At 45.1% G+C, this 15,660-nt stretch carries 12 protein-coding genes; all 12 read right to left on the minus strand.

Annotated elements, in window-relative coordinates:
• Positions 1-5: 5 nt before the first annotated feature.
• The 12 genes from murF to ACDZ28_RS31965 all read right to left on the minus strand — a co-directional run bounded on the left by murF (position 6) and on the right by ACDZ28_RS31965 (position 15,636).
• Complete coding sequence (gene murF, locus ACDZ28_RS31910) at positions 6-1,409, minus strand: UDP-N-acetylmuramoyl-tripeptide--D-alanyl-D-alanine ligase (RefSeq protein WP_339291440.1); 1,404 nt, start codon at positions 1,407-1,409, stop codon at positions 6-8.
• The gene (locus ACDZ28_RS31915) at positions 1,409-2,896 is read right to left on the minus strand and encodes a UDP-N-acetylmuramoyl-L-alanyl-D-glutamate--2,6-diaminopimelate ligase (RefSeq protein ID WP_076117273.1); all 1,488 of its coding nucleotides are present in this window, start codon (positions 2,894-2,896) and stop codon (positions 1,409-1,411) included. The genes murF and ACDZ28_RS31915 overlap by 1 nt, the downstream gene beginning before the upstream one ends.
• Positions 2,897-2,951: 55 nt before the next feature.
• On the minus strand, positions 2,952-4,877 hold the full coding sequence (locus ACDZ28_RS31920) for a stage V sporulation protein D (protein WP_076117275.1): 1,926 nt from the start codon (positions 4,875-4,877) through the stop codon (positions 2,952-2,954).
• An 80-nt stretch (positions 4,878-4,957) separates the two neighbouring features.
• Positions 4,958-7,111: a penicillin-binding transpeptidase domain-containing protein gene (locus tag ACDZ28_RS31925; RefSeq protein WP_375103693.1), complete on the minus strand. Its 2,154-nt coding sequence runs from the start codon at positions 7,109-7,111 to the stop codon at positions 4,958-4,960.
• 124 nt (positions 7,112-7,235) lie between these two features.
• Positions 7,236-7,628: a septum formation initiator family protein gene (locus ACDZ28_RS31930; RefSeq protein WP_042130250.1), complete on the minus strand. Its 393-nt coding sequence runs from the start codon at positions 7,626-7,628 to the stop codon at positions 7,236-7,238.
• 23 nt (positions 7,629-7,651) lie between these two features.
• A complete protein-coding gene (rsmH, locus tag ACDZ28_RS31935) occupies positions 7,652-8,605 on the minus strand; it encodes a 16S rRNA (cytosine(1402)-N(4))-methyltransferase RsmH (protein WP_042130253.1) in 954 nt (317 codons plus the stop codon).
• 36 nt (positions 8,606-8,641) lie between these two features.
• A complete protein-coding gene (mraZ, locus tag ACDZ28_RS31940; RefSeq protein WP_042130255.1) occupies positions 8,642-9,079 on the minus strand; it encodes a division/cell wall cluster transcriptional repressor MraZ in 438 nt (145 codons plus the stop codon).
• A 419-nt stretch (positions 9,080-9,498) separates the two neighbouring features.
• The gene (locus ACDZ28_RS31945) at positions 9,499-10,767 is read right to left on the minus strand and encodes an adenosylhomocysteinase (protein WP_375103694.1); all 1,269 of its coding nucleotides are present in this window, start codon (positions 10,765-10,767) and stop codon (positions 9,499-9,501) included.
• Positions 10,768-10,933: 166 nt separating this feature from the next.
• Entirely contained in the window at positions 10,934-12,565 is a 1,632-nt protein-coding gene (gene bshC, locus ACDZ28_RS31950) for a bacillithiol biosynthesis cysteine-adding enzyme BshC (protein ID WP_375103695.1), read from the minus strand.
• A 231-nt stretch (positions 12,566-12,796) separates the two neighbouring features.
• On the minus strand, positions 12,797-13,717 hold the full coding sequence (locus ACDZ28_RS31955; RefSeq protein ID WP_042130261.1) for an ABC transporter ATP-binding protein: 921 nt from the start codon (positions 13,715-13,717) through the stop codon (positions 12,797-12,799).
• Positions 13,714-14,709 (minus strand): ABC transporter ATP-binding protein, encoded by a 996-nt coding sequence (locus ACDZ28_RS31960; RefSeq protein WP_375103696.1) that lies wholly within the window; start codon positions 14,707-14,709, stop codon positions 13,714-13,716. The genes ACDZ28_RS31955 and ACDZ28_RS31960 overlap by 4 nt, the downstream gene beginning before the upstream one ends.
• Before the next feature lie 12 nt (positions 14,710-14,721).
• Positions 14,722-15,636, minus strand: a complete 915-nt coding sequence (locus ACDZ28_RS31965) for an ABC transporter permease (protein WP_042132392.1) — start codon at positions 15,634-15,636, stop codon at positions 14,722-14,724.
• Between the last annotated feature and the right edge of the window lie 24 nt (positions 15,637-15,660).

Here is a 15,660-nt window from a genome sequence, read left to right on the forward strand (position 1 = left end):
TTTATTTAGGTCTGTTTATTCTCTTGATTAAGGCTCTGAAGTACTTCCTCAAGCCTCATCCCTCTAGATCCTTTGAACAGAACAATATCCTTAGAACTGCATTTCTCGATAAGAGCAGCTGTTAATTCTGACTTATCTGTAAAAGCCAGCACACGCTCGTTACCGAATCTTTCCTTCGCAGCTTCTGCAATATGGACTGACAATGGGCCATAGGTATATACAAAATCAGTCACTGCGGGGTCAAGGTAGTAGCCAATTTCTTTATGAAACTGTATTTCATCCGGCCCTAGTTCCAGCATGTCCCCCAGTACTGCGATTTTTTTGCCACTGCATTTCATAGTTTGGAGCACGTCAATGGCCGCCTTCATAGAAGTCGGACTGGCATTATAAGCATCATTCAAAAGTGTAAGCCCGGAAGAAGCTCGAATCACTTCAATCCGCATGCCCGTCAACTTGAGCTTACTTAACCCATTCTCTACATTTTGATCCGTTACCTCAAAATGGCGAGCGACCGCTAGTGCAGCCAACGCGTTAACAACGTTATGCTGACCTGGCAGCGGTAATGTAAAAGCATGTTCCTTATGAAGGTTTGACGTAAACGTCATACCACCATTATGGGACATCATCCCTGTCGGATAATCATCATTATCCCCGTTCAGGCCAAAACGAAAGGATACCATCCCCTCCGGAGCCTCAAAAGTGGACTCTTGCATTACCTCAGTCAGCAGCGGTTCATCACCGTTATAAATTAGCAATCCACCGGGCTTTAATCCTTCGACTATCTCCAGCTTGGCACGGGCAATTTCTTTGCGTGATCCTAGTTGCAGCAGATGCGACTCGCCTATATTAGTAATGACTGCAACATCAGGTCTAGCCAAAGAAGCCAGCAGAGCAATTTCTCCCCGCGAGCTCATACCCATTTCAAGAACAGCAATCTCTGTATCCTCAGCCATAGATAGAATCGTAAGCGGAAGACCAATATGATTATTGAAGTTCCCCTCTGTCTTATGCACCTTGTACTGCATTTCGAGCAAGGCCATGATGATGTCTTTTGTCGTAGTTTTTCCGTTGCTGCCCGTGACAGCGACAACCTTTGGAGCGACCTCATTCAAGTACGCAGCGGACAGCTTCTGAAGCGCCTCTAACGTATCTTCAACAATAATGACTCCGCCGCCCTCAGGTGCAGGACCTTTATCACGCTGCCACAAGGTCCCTGCAGCACCAGCAGCAAGAGCTGAAGCAGCATAATGATGACCATCAAATTTGTCACCCGATAGAGGGACAAATAGACAGCCTGTTGTTATCTTACGGGAGTCAGTAACGACGCCCGTAAGAGGTATATTCATAGCTTCGGCAGCAGGAAGTTCACCTGCGCACATCACAGCAATTTGTCCCAGTGTTCTTGTAATCAATAGCTTCGACCCCTTATAACTTCTTTAGCGACGATGCGGTCATCGAAATCGTGAACCACTCCACCAATTAGTTGATAGGTCTCATGACCTTTCCCCGCAATCAATACTACATCGCCAGAGCTTGCCATTTCAATAGCCTTCCCAATCGCTTCACGGCGATCAACAATCATATGATATCGATCAGAGGTAACTCCATCCTCCACTAATCCTGCTTCTATATCCTTCAGAATTAGCCCAGGGTCCTCCGTCCGAGGGTTGTCAGAGGTTACGAACACCATATCGCTATATTTTGCGGCTATCTTACCCATTAAAGGGCGTTTCGTGCGATCTCTGTCTCCTCCACAGCCAAACACAGTAAGCACTTTTCCTGTAGCAAATTCGCAGACCGTTCTTAATACATTTTCCAGCCCGTCTGGTGTATGTGCATAGTCAACGATAACGGCATATTCTTGCCCCTCATCCACTGACTCCACCCGTCCAGCTACCCCATCAATCGCCTCAAGACTAGTCTTGATATCTGACAATGACACATCTTCCAACAGTGCAGCCGTAATTGCTGCAAGTGCATTATAGACATTGAACTTGCCAACCATACGAAGTGAAATGTCCGTCTCACCCTTAAACGTTTCTACATGAAAAAAAGTTCCTTTTGAGGTAATCGATATTTGTGAAGCCCTGACATTAGCGTTGTTATCAATGCCATATGTAATCACTTCCGCCGCAGTTTGGGCTGCAAAATAATGGCTGGCTTCATCATCAGCATTAAGTACTGCATATTTACGTTCTTCTTTCCAAGGGGAGATCACATTTCCTAGTCTAGAGAAGAAGAGACCTTTAACCGCCCGATACTCCTCCATTGTATGATGATAATCCAGATGATCCTGGGTTAAGTTCGTAAATATTGCCGTACGGAAGTCCGCACCCTTCACACGTCCTTGCTGAAGCGCGTGAGAGGAAACCTCCATTACACAACACTCCACACCTTTGGATGCCATATCATGAAGCGAGCGCTGCAGATCTAGCGATTCTGGAGTAGTGCCTGACATCGGATAGCTTTGGCCGTCATAGCGCATTTGAATGGTCCCAATCAGACCCGTCTTCATATTCTGGTCTTGCATAATTCGCTCAATAAGATAAGTCGTTGTTGTCTTCCCATTTGTACCCGTAACCCCGATCATTCTCATTCGGCTGCTAGGTGAGCCAAAGAATGCATTCGACATGACAGACATCGCAAAACGGCAGTCATCCACAACGATCTGTGGAATATCAAGCTCTAGCTTATGCTCACATACGATAGCAGATGCTCCAGAGGCTACGGCTTGCGGCGCAAATTTATGTCCGTCTACGGTGTGACCCGGTAAACAGATAAACAGATCACCCGGACTTACACGGCGGGAATCCGTCTGAAGATCAGTAATCTCCACCTCCCCGTCCCCATATAGACGAGAAGTGGCAAGACAAGCAGATAATTCATTAACTTTCATAGTAATCCCTCACTCTACATTTTCGGATACAAACTGAACCCTTATACCTTTATCATTATTCACTAGAAGCTCCCATATAAATCCTGATGGTTGAGCCCTGTTCTACTCTTGCCCCAGCTTTCGGAGCCTGATTGATGACCGTATTGCCGGAGCCTGAACGCGCCAGATTAAAATTCATATTTAAATCCTCATAGATATCTTGTACGGTTGCACCTGTAAGGTCAGGCACGGTCACAATCGGAGTTTCACCATACTTATAAGTTTTTGGAAGCTGATCACTGCGTTCAGGAACCTTCATATAGTGCAGTGAGTCTTCCAAAATATTTTGCACGATTGGAGCTGCAACTACACCCCCAAATTGAATCCCTTTCGGATTATCCACTGCAGTGTAGACAACGATCTGTGGATCATCTGCCGGCGCAAAACCAATAAAAGAAACAATATGCTCTGTCGGAGAATAACGTCCGTTTACAACCTTCTGTGCAGTACCCGTCTTGCCACCTACACGATAGCCGTCGATAAAAGCCGGCCGTCCCGTGCCTTTGGCAACCACGCTCTCAAGTGCTGCCCGCACCTTCTTGGATGTCTCCTCCGAAATGACCTGCCGCACAAGCTCAGGCTTCACCTCTGATACAGTCTCTCCCGTTTCAGGATTAACCCATGATTTTGTTACATGTGGTTTATAGAGATTGCCACCATTGATAGCCGCGGATACCGCAGCAATCTGCTGGATAGGTGTAACCGAGACCCCTTGGCCGAAGGCCGTAGTCGAAAGCTCCACCGGACCAACTTGACTAAGCTTGAACAGAATCCCATTAGATTCTCCGTTTAGATCAATTCCCGTTTTGCTGCCGAAACCAAAATCACGAATATATTTGAAGAGGGTTTCTTTGCCCAGCCGTTGCCCAAGAGCAACAAAACCAGGGTTACAGGAGTTCTCAACCACCTGAAGAAAGGTTTGGCTGCCATGGCCGCCTTTTTTCCAACAGCGCAGCTTCGCACCCGCCACTTCGATAAACCCAGGATCATAGAAATGATCATTTTGCAGGTCTACCTTCCCTTCTTGCAGTGCTGCAGCCAGTGTGATGATTTTGAACGTCGAACCAGGTTCGTAGGTCATCCAAATGGGCAAATTCCGATTATAGATCTGTGGATCATATTCCTTATATAGCCCCGGTTCATAACCAGGTCTACTAGCCATGGCCAGAATCTCACCATTCTTCGGATTCATCGCTATAGCCCAAGCACCCTGCGCCTGATATTTTACCATAGCTTGATCAAGCTCGCGCTCCATAATGGATTGAATCTGTTTATCAATCGTCAATTGCAGATTAAGTCCATCCTGAGGGGCAGAATACTTCTCCGATGATCCAGGCATGAGTCTTCCACCTGCATCAGACAAATACGAAATATTGCCTGCTATGCCTTTAAGCAAATTGTCGTATATGTTCTCGACTCCGGTAATCCCTTGGTTATCAATACCTGTAAAGCCTAGGATGTGTGCGGCAAGATCGCCGTAAGGATAATACCTTTTGCTATCCTCAGCGACAACGATGCCCGGCAACTGCAAATCACGGATGCTCGCGGCAAGTTCCATCGTAATTTTGCGGCCGCCGGGCTGAAGTTTCACCGACATTGATTTTTTAGTCAGCAAGCTCATCAGCTTCTCCTCGGTCATCCCAAGCAGAGGCGCCAGTTGCTGCGCTGTCTTTTCCTTCTCCTTTACCTGCACAGGCACCGCATAAACTGTAGGTGTGCTGATATTATAGGCCAGCGGTATTCCTTCACGATCCAAAATTTCACCACGCTTGGCGGTAAAAGGAATATTGCGGCGCAAGGAATCTTCTACCTTGTCACTTAATTTCTCGCCTTGGGATAATTGCACGTAAGCAAGACGCACGACCAGCGAACCGAATAACACTGCCAGTCCCAGCAGCGTCCACAGCATTCTCCGCCGTGTTACAACTTTCGAAACCTTCATTCCGTTCTCCCCCGCTTTCACCTATAGACATGAGCTCTTATCTTCATGACTATTCGGGACAAACAGGGGTTAGAACAAGCCTATGGCCCGCTCTCCGATTCTGTACCCTCATCAGCAGATGAGGATGCAGGAACATCTTCACTATTATCGTTTAATGGCTTCATCTTCAAGGTTACCAATGTCTTGCCGTTCTTTGTTCCTTCAATCTGTTCCGAGACATATCCTTCGCCTTCTACCGCAATCTCCACTTTTAGTAGGGTTAGAACCTCAAGTGCATCACGCAGAGACTCTCCTTGTAACTTAGGAATAGTAGGTTTGTCCCCTTGCTTGCTTAATAGATATATACGCTGTCCTTGAACAAGTTTGGTTCCAGCCTCTGGATATTGGGTTTCAACAGAAGCTCCTTCACCGACCACTTCAAAATCAAAACCTTGATCCAGAAGCGTTTCTCTTGCTTCCTTCATCGTTTTCCCCGTCAGATCAGGTGTGGTCCGGAGCGCAGGGGCATCTGTTTTAACTGTTTTTTTACTATCCTTATCGCTAGTTTCAGTTGCCAACTTTGGAACTCCCATGTATTGGAGAGACTGAGATACGATTTCTTTAAATACAGGAGCTGCAGCTTTACCACCGCCAACCTCAACGTTCGGTTCATCAATAATAACAATAACAGCGATTTTTGGATCATTCACAGGCGCATAACCAATAAAGGAAACCAGTACTTTGGACTTCACGTAATCCTTACCTTCAACCTTGATAGCCGTTCCTGTCTTCCCTGCCACACGGTAACCTTCAATATGAGCGTTGCGTCCGGTTCCTTTGACTTGGTCGGCAACAACCTGCTCCAAATATTCACCGGTTTTCTTGGCGCTTGCCTCATCAATCACCTGACGCACTACACTAGGCTGAGTAACCTTAGTGTCTCCGGTGTTTGGGTCCGTAACCTCTTTCACCACATACGGGGTCATCAGTTTCCCTCCATTAGCGATGGCAGATACAGCAACCAACTGTTGAAGCGGCGTGACACCTATTACTCCGTGCCCATAAGCAAGTGTAGCAATTTCAATAGGTCGATTAAGATTCGGATTTACGAACCCCTTTGCTTCTCCTGGCAGGTCAATGCCAGTCTTCTCATTGAAGCCAAAATCATCAATATACTGTAAAAGTCTGTCTTGTCCTAGCATTTCATAAAGTTTTACAAAAAGGACGTTACTAGACCGCTTCACACCTTCGAGGAAACTGATTTGTCCCCAACCGGAACGATTAATATCATGTAATGCCTTACTGTATCCCTTAATTCTGATAGATCCTGACAAAAATGTAGCTACAGGATCAAAAAGCTTCTCTTCTACAGCTGCAGCAAGTGTAACAATTTTGAAGGTCGAACCAGGCTCGTAAGTTGATTTAATAGCATGATTATAGAAACCTGCGCCTTCAGCCCCTGTTTTCCAAAATTCATTTGGATTAAAGGTAGGCATATTCGCCATCCCCAAAATCTCCATTGTATTCGGATCAGCGGCAATGACACTCATACTTTTCGGCTTATATTGCGCATATGCCTTTTCCATAGCCTCTTGTATATATTTCTGGATCGTACTGTCGATTGTAAGCTTGAAATTACTTCCATTTACTACGGGTTTATAGGTATCTTTCGAATCCGGCAGCTTAACCCCTTGACCGTCACTTTGATAAAGCAGCTTGCCATCGGAACCCTTAAGCTGTTCATCTAAGGATTTTTCCAGACCCATAATCGCCTTGCCATCCCGATCTGTATACCCTAAAATATGCGCAGCAAGCGAACCCTTAGGGTAATATCGTTTCTGCTCTCTAACCAGACCAATCCCAGTCTCTTGAATTTTATGTTCTTTACCTAGGGCTACATAAAATTCTTTCACCTTATCAGCAAGTTCCTGATCGATCTTCCAGCCTTCGTTACGAACTTCACGGTTCTTGAGGTATTTGCCGTTCTCGTCTTTAGCTTCTATCAGCTTCCGTAGCTCATCTTCCGGCTTGCCGAGTAGCTCATGCAATCCCTTGACGACCTCATCACCGATTCCCTTTTCAGCAATGACTGCCGGATTCACAACCACAGTATAAGCGGGGACATCACTAGCGAGCACACTCCCATTACGGTCAGAAATCGTCCCTCGCTCTGCTTTGATAGTCGAGGTATGCGCCCAAAGTGTAGCAGCCTTTTCTTGCCAATCCGAACCCTCCACAACTTGAATCCAGAACACTCTAGCTATCAAAACAAGAAAAAAGAGGGTAATACACCCTCCTATAAACAGCGTGCGAAGTTTTATTCTCTTTACCATAAGCGAACCTCACAACTTTTTTTATTGCGATCTTGCCAATCGCTCACTAATTATCGCCTTCAGTCGATAGCGGACTCGCCGGAATAAATATGGTAGTATTTTCATCCGGTGCTACGTAGCCAAGATCCTTTGCCTTTTGGGCAACCTTCTGCTCCAAATTTTGCTTCTCCATCTCATACGTGGAAATCTGCTTCTTAGCACTCGCTATCTCCTTATCTAATTTCTGGGCCTGCAAGTTCAAATCATAAATATGAACGTAACGTGAAATCAGGGTGATAGCCACCAAAACGCATACTCCTAGCGTCAGCATATACAAAAGTTTCTCTTGCAGCGGAAGTACTCTTCGTTTGGTAACTACTTTTGTCTTCTCGCGGTAAAGGGGGTTTACCTCTTCTTTTCTTTTGGGCTGAACTGCTAAATTGCCGCGGGTATAGGCCATCTCTGACTCTCCTTTATCGTCAATTACAATTTTTCTGCAATGCGCAGCTTAGCTGAACGGGCTCGAGTATTAAGCTCAAGCTCTTCCTCAGAGGGCACAAGCGGTTTGCGGTTGATTAACTTAAGCGTGCCTTTCGCGCCGCATACACAAAACGGAAAGTCAGGCGGGCATGTACATCTGCTTAAATAACTGCTTAGTATTTGTTTGCAAATTCGGTCCTCGAGTGAATGAAAAGTGATAACGGAGACTCTACCTTCTGGTGCAAGGCAACGTACTGCGCTATGTAATCCTTCTTCAAAAGCACCCAACTCGTCATTAACAGCAATCCGTAAACCTTGAAAGCTCCGTTTAGCGGGATGCCCTCCCGTTCTTCGTGCAGCAGCCGGAATACCTTCCTTGATAAGCTCTGCTAATTCTCCGGTGGTCTCCACAGGACTTTCTTCTCTTCTGTCTACAATTTTCTTAGCGATTCTTCGCGAGAACTTCTCTTCTCCATATTGAAAAAGCACACGGGCGATCTCTTGCTCAGACCACGTATTCACAATATCAGCAGCCGTTAAAAGGGCTGTCTGATCCATACGCATGTCCAGCGGAGCATCATGATTGTAACTAAATCCGCGCTCTCCCTCATCAAACTGCGGAGATGATACGCCAAGATCAAAGAGCACTCCATCCACTTGGGGAATGCCATCTTTTTGTGGTACAAAGGGCACATCCTTTAGTACACTCTCCAGATCACGGAAATTGGTCTTAATAAGTACAACCTTGTCTCCGTATTCGGCCAGTCTCTCTTTAGCGTTCTCCAGCGCCCAATCATCTTGGTCCAAACAGATTAATCGGCCTTCGCCGCTAAGCTTGGAAGCAATTAGTGAGCTGTGACCCGCTCCACCGAGAGTGCAATCTACATAGATTCCGTCTTTTTTGATGTGCAGCCCTTCTGTCGCTTCTTCTTTAAGCACCGTGATGTGGTGAAACAAGCTGCATCCCTCCAGAACAGTATTCGATATTGTGTTTTATAGATCAAAATTGAAATCCACCAATTTTTCGGCAATTTCGTTGAACGATTCCTCGGACTGTTCGAAGTACTGCTCCCATAGCTCTTTGTTCCAGATTTCCACCCGGTTCGAAACGCCCAGAATAACACAGTCTTTGTCCAGTTTGGCATACTGCCTTAAATTGGCCGGCAGGTTTACCCTTCCCTGCTTATCCCATACACATTCTGTTGCGCCTGAGAAAAAAAAGCGGCTGAATGCGCGGGCATCTGATTTCATCAGTGAAAGGCTTTTTAGCTTTTGTTCCATGATTGCCCATTCTTCCATGGGATAAACAAATAGACAGGAGTCTAGGCCGCGGGTCGCCACAAAGGAGGTTCCAAGCAATTCACGGAGTTTAGCCGGAATAATGATTCGGCCTTTGTCGTCAATGCTGTGTTGATACTCTCCCATGAACATTCTTTTCCCACCCCTAATCCCCGAATCCCCACTTTGCCCCACTTTTCACCACTTAAGCATAATAGATTCGCCATTAAAAATCAAAAACCTTTTTCTGGCGCAAGGAAATTTTTTCTAAATCAGATAGATCATTACCCGAAAAACATTTCTCCAACTAGCATAAACGCGTGGAGCATCCTAATAAGGACGTTTAGCGTCTAAGCGAGTAATATAAAAAAAGCCATACAATCGGAATCCTGTCCGTTGCATGGCTTTTCAAGCATAAACGCCCTCGGCGTCCTTTTAAGGACGCGAAACGTTTAAGCGAGAAATATAAGGATAATGTATATCGTGAAACTTATACTCTCTTATATTTTTAAAAAGTTGCTTCAGTTCAAGGTAGACTTGGTTAATACTCTTTATTGTTGTGCGTACCGCAATTAATCGTTTAAATTCCAGCTGTCCAAATAATCCACTTGTGCTGGAGTCAGGCTATCGATGTTAATACCTAGACTTTCCAGCTTATAGCGTGCTACCTGCTCATCCAGCTCATAAGGAACATTCTCAACTTTCACGCCAATGCTCTTATAATTATCATTTACATATTTCAGTGACAGCGCCTGAAGTGCAAAGGTCGTATCCATAATTTCGGCAGGGTGTCCATCCGCAGCACCCAGATTTACAAGTCTGCCTTCTGCAAGCAAATATAGTTTACGGCCGTCGCGAAGCTGGTATTCTTCGATATTTTTGCGAACAGTTCGCTGGGATACGGATCTTTCAGACAATTCAGGCTTATTCACTTCAACGTCGAAATGGCCCGCGTTGCACATGATTGCTCCGTCCTTCATAACATCATAATGCTCCCCGCGAATGACATAACGGTTACCTGTAACTGTAACGAAGAAATCACCGACCTTAGCAGCTTCCAGCATAGGCATCACTTCGAAACCGTCCATATGTGCTTCAACGGCTTTAATGGCATCCACTTCAGTGACAACCACTTTGGCACCTAAACCTTTGGCACGCATCGCAACACCTTTACCACACCAGCCGTATCCGACAACAACTACGGTTTTGCCCGCAACAATCAGGTTAGTTGTCCGAATAATGCCATCCCATGCAGATTGGCCTGTGCCATAACGGTTATCAAACAAATATTTGCAGTAAGCATCATTTACTGCGACCATTGGGAACTTCAAAACACCCTGTTTTTGAAGAGCTTTTAGACGAATGATGCCGGTTGTTGTTTCTTCAGCACCCCCGCGAATATTCTCCATCAGATCAGGACGCTCCGAATGCAACAATGTAGCAAAATCCCCGCCATCATCAATGATCAAATCCGGTTTGCTTTCGAGTGCCTTAATATTCAGAGCTTTGAACTCTTCGGGAGACGGGTTGTATTTAGCAAATACTGTGATGCCGTCCTCGACAAGTGCCGCACATACATCATCCTGGGTGGAAAGCGGATTCGATCCGGTAATAGTTACTTCTGCACCGCCTGCTTTGACAACCTTCGCAAGATATGCGGTTTTAGCTTCCAGATGAAGCGTAATTGAGACTTTTAGACCTTTAAATGGCTGTTCAGCTTCGAACTGCTCACGAATACGGTTCAATACCGGCATATGTTGACGGACCCAGTCGATTTTCAAATGTCCTTCGGGTGCGAGTGACATATCAGCCACGATACTATTTTTATTAGTTGAACTCATAATGAAACCTCCTAAAAGTTTTGTGAGCGTTACTACATTGAATATACTTCGTACAAAACTTGCTTCGTAAGCATAATCCATGTTTTGTGAGCGTTACTACGTTGAATATACTTCGTACAAAACTTGCTTCGTAAGCATACGCTTTGTTTTATGGAGCATTTCTTCTCTACATATAAATGATGCGATGTGTCCCACTATAATCCGGTTCAATCGCCATCAGCTCATCCAACCATGGAAGTCCGTAGCGGTTCAAGTAATACATGATATTGTATACTCTTTCTTGCAGTTTACCCAGTGGCATTAACGACAGCTCGATTCGCTCCCATTGTCGGATTGCAGCTTCATTCTGTTTCGCCATTGCATCTTGGGCCTTTGCTTGTAAGAAAGTAATCTGATCCAAAATCTTATCTTTATTGTTATTTCCTAGTTTAAGTAGACCTGTCTGTATGGATCCAAGCTGTTCGATGAGCGGTTCGTACATAGCTGAGAAAGATGCTTTAGTTTCCTCAAATCGACGTTCGATTCCCAGCTCATCCTGTGCAGCCAACCATTCATGTCTTTTACGATCTAGTCCCTGTCTTACATCCTCAAAGCTTAGTTGATATTTATCCATATGCTTATGAAGCGTACCTTCTACCACAGTGAAAGACATTCTTGGGATGATTAAAGGCATTTGTCCCCCGACCACCTCAAACGCACGATGCGGAATGGCCCAATAAGCAATCTCTCCTTGACCTAGCACCGTTGCTAGAACCGGCAACACATAATCCTGCATAAGCGGGCGTGTCAATACGTTGTTGCTAAAGCGTTCCGGATGTGCTTTTACTTCCTCTAGTAATTCCTCACGGGTAAATGATACCTGGCCCTTGCGATCGGCAAAGACTCCATCCTTCTTGTGAAGCAATAACCGTACACCTTCATGGATATAAAAGAGGTTAGCATTGCCTGCCGTAACGTCGGCTTGAAGTTCATACCCAGCGTTCACGATATCAGAAGCAGAATTCATATACGCTGTTTCCAGTGCATCGTTCTGCATAATTAGCGATGTAAAGAATGGCTCTTCTAACTTGCGTAGATTAGGATCAGCAGAATCAAGCAGGATCAGACCAAATTTACCAAATAAAGAACCCATTAGCTTGGCAAAAGCATCCGTCATACTATCTGCTCTAAACGAAGAAGATCGAATGAATTCCATAATTTGCGGTTTAAAGTCACTATCTTGAAGCATCCCATCCAGCTGTTCCACCACTTGCTGCCAGCTTTCCTCTTCTACACGAATATTACTCACTGAGGAACGTTTCTCCTCTGATTTCTCTATCTTAATCTTTGTGATCTCCTGCGTACGATTCAATACATACGTATGATTCACTTCATCCCAGTCATGATCCTCACCTGCGATCCAGAATAATGGCACTACAGGTCGATCGAGCTGCTCAGCAGCTTCTTTTGCAGCCATAATGGTTGTCATTGCTTTATACACTACAAGTAGTGGTCCTGTAAATAATCCGCTTTGTTGCCCACCAGTAACTACTAACGTTCCCGGCTGTTCCAAAAGCGCCAACGAAGCCTTCACCGCATCATGTGAATTATGCTTCTCATTATATTGACGGAGACATTCAGCAATTTGTGTTCGGTCGGCACGGAGATTCTCACTGCGATCCAGCCACTCTGCCCGAGTGCTTCTACGCTCTTTACTTCGGAAATCCCCACCATACAAATGACTAACCTTTTCAAAATTTTCTATATAGTCGCGCGCGAGTGCAGATCCACCCGGGAGCGGTTCCTTTACAATATTCATTTGCTAGTGCCTCCAGTTCTACTGAGCAGTTATATGTAAACCCAAGTTCGTAAACTCTTTATGATTGTATCCAAAGTCAGAGGCCACGTCAAAAGAAATGCATCCTGCAAAAAAAGCAATGCATTAGCAGCCGTATTATTTTTTCGTACTATAAACTAATTTTTAAATATCCCCACTACATACAAGAGGCGAGAGCATAACGCTCCCGCCTGTCTAATATTCGCTATGGATTTAAGCAAATTTTTTGCTTACCCAGTGTCCTTTTGATACTTCTACTAATTCAAAGTCGCTATCATTGCTCTTTTCGTTAGCGGAATAAATAGGACTACCAAGCTCATCATGTAAGTGAATGCGTTTCTTGTTCACTTCAATTTCCGGATCCGGAATTGGAATAGCTGACAAGAGAGATTTGGTATAAGGGTGGATAGGATTCGCATAAAGCTCTTCACTTTCCGCCAATTCTACCATTTTACCCAAGTACATAACAGCTACGCGATCACTGATATGTTTAACCATGGATAGATCATGCGCGATGAAAAGATAAGTCAATCCCAGACGATCTTGCAATTCTTTAAGCAAGTTAACGACCTGAGCCTGAATGGATACGTCAAGCGCGGAAATCGGCTCATCACAAACGATGAACTTAGGATTTACCGCTAACGAACGGGCAATCCCAATACGTTGGCGTTGTCCACCAGAGAATTCATGCGGATAACGAGTTGCGTGATCGTGGTTAAGACCAACCATATCGAGCAGCTCTTCGATCCGCTTTTTACGTTCTGCACGGCTACCAGCCATTCCGTGAATGTCCAGTGCCTCGCCGATGATATCAGAAACCGTAAAACGCGGGTTAAGCGATGCGTACGGATCTTGGAAAATCATCTGCATGTCACGACGCATAGCTTTCATTTTGTTAGAAGGCAATTTATAAATGTCTGTACCATTATATTTCACACTTCCGGCAGTTGGCTCATACAAACGAAGAATTGTACGTCCAGCAGTAGTCTTACCACAACCGGATTCTCCTACCATTCCAAGCGTCTCGCCCTCACGGATGGAGAAGTTAATATTATCAACAGCCTTAAGAACCTTGCCTTTACCTACATTAAAGTATTTCTTAAGACCTTCTACCTCTATTAGGTTCTTACTCAAGAGTACTGCACCTCCTTGGCCATCGAATGCAGATTCCAGCAACGCGCCATATGCGTTTCGCTGAATTCTGTGGCGCCGGGATCGATTTGTTCGCAAACATGCATTGCTTCGTTGCAACGCGCGGTGAACGGACATCCGATCGGCGGATTGATCAGATCTGGCGGTGTGCCGATGATCGGAATAAGCGGCTCGCCTTTCTTTTGGTCCAGACGCGGCATTGAGCGCAGCAGACCTTTGGTATATGGATGTTGTGGATTCTTAAAGATTTCCCATCTTGTTCCAGTCTCCACAACTTCACCTGCATACATTACGATAACCCGATCACACATACCGGCAACGACGCCTAGATCATGGGTAATCAAAATAATGGAGGTACCTAGTTTTTGCTGCATCTCTCTCATAACTTCCATGATCTGCGCCTGAATGGTTACGTCAAGAGCCGTTGTAGGCTCGTCCGCTATGAGCAAAGCCGGACGACAGGCCAACGCGATTGCAATCATTACACGCTGGCGCATGCCGCCTGAGAATTCGTGGGGATATTGGTTAAAGCGAGCCTCAGCATTTTTGATACCAACTAAATTAAGCATCTCAATACCTTGCTTTTTCGCTTCGGCCGCTGACATTTTCTGATGTTTAATCAAAACTTCAGTGATCTGTTTGCCCACTTTGATGGTTGGGTTCAAAGATGTCATCGGGTCTTGAAAAATCATGCCAATATCTTTACCGCGAATGGATTCCATTTCTTTCATGCTTTTGTCTAGCAGATTTTGTCCTTGGAAAATAATTTCTCCCTTTTTCACTTTAGAGGGTGGGGAAGGGATCAAACGCATAATCGATTGTGCAGTTACACTCTTACCGCTGCCGGACTCGCCGACGATGGCAACCGTTTCACCTTTGCCAATTTCAAAATTCATACCACGGACAGCTTGTACCTCTCCGCCTTTAACAAAAAATGAGACATGCAAATCTTTGACTTGTAAAATAGGTTCCATCCTTAATCCCTCCTATTTCTTCAGCTTAGGATCAAGCGCGTCACGAAGACCGTCACCGAAAATATTGAAAGAAAGCATGGTTAAACTGATCAGAATGGCAGGGAACAGGAAGCGCCATGGATAGTACAACCAACCGGTGAGTGAATCGTTAATCATAGATCCAAGTGAAGCGATAGGAGCTTGTACACCAAGACCCAAGAAGCTTAGGAAGGCCTCAGCAAAAATTGCATTTGGTACAGAAAGTGTAATGGTTACGATAATCGGACCAACTGCGTTCGGCAGAAGATGCTTGAACAACAGTCTTGCAGAACCAGCACCCATGGAACGGGAAGCCAATACGAACTCGCGATTCTTGAGTTGCATAATTTCTCCACGTACAATCCAAGACATCGTAATCCAGCCTGTTATGGTTAAAGCTAGGATGATTGTACCAAGACTTGGTTCAAGCACGACCAAGAGCAAAATTACAACCAGCAAATAAGGAATAGAGTACAAAATTTCAGAGAATTTGTTCATGATATTATCTACACGGCCACCGAAGTAACCCATAATTCCACCATAGATAACACCAATAAACAAGTCGATGGCTGCTGCAGCTAAACCTACGATCAAGGAGATCCGTGCACCGTACCAAGTACGAACGAAAATATCACGTCCAAGATCATCCGTTCCAAACCAGTGTTCAGAGGAAGGGGGCTTATTGGTGCTCATCAAGTCATTGGAATAATAGTTGTATTTCGAGAAAAAAGGAGCGAAGATCGCTGCAAGCACGATCAAACCTAGAATACCAAGCGCGGTCATTGCCATTTTGTTTTGACGCAACCGTTGCCAAGAATCTTTCCAGGCAGAGAGACTCTCCCGCTGAATTACCTCGGCTTCTTTTTCATCTATACCGACTTTTTGAAAGTCTTCCGGTTTTAGATTCATGTTCTTTAGCAAGTTATTATCACT

The sequence above is a fragment of the Paenibacillus sp. RS8 genome, from assembly GCF_041956825.1.
Classification (GTDB): domain Bacteria; phylum Bacillota; class Bacilli; order Paenibacillales; family Paenibacillaceae; genus Paenibacillus_AQ.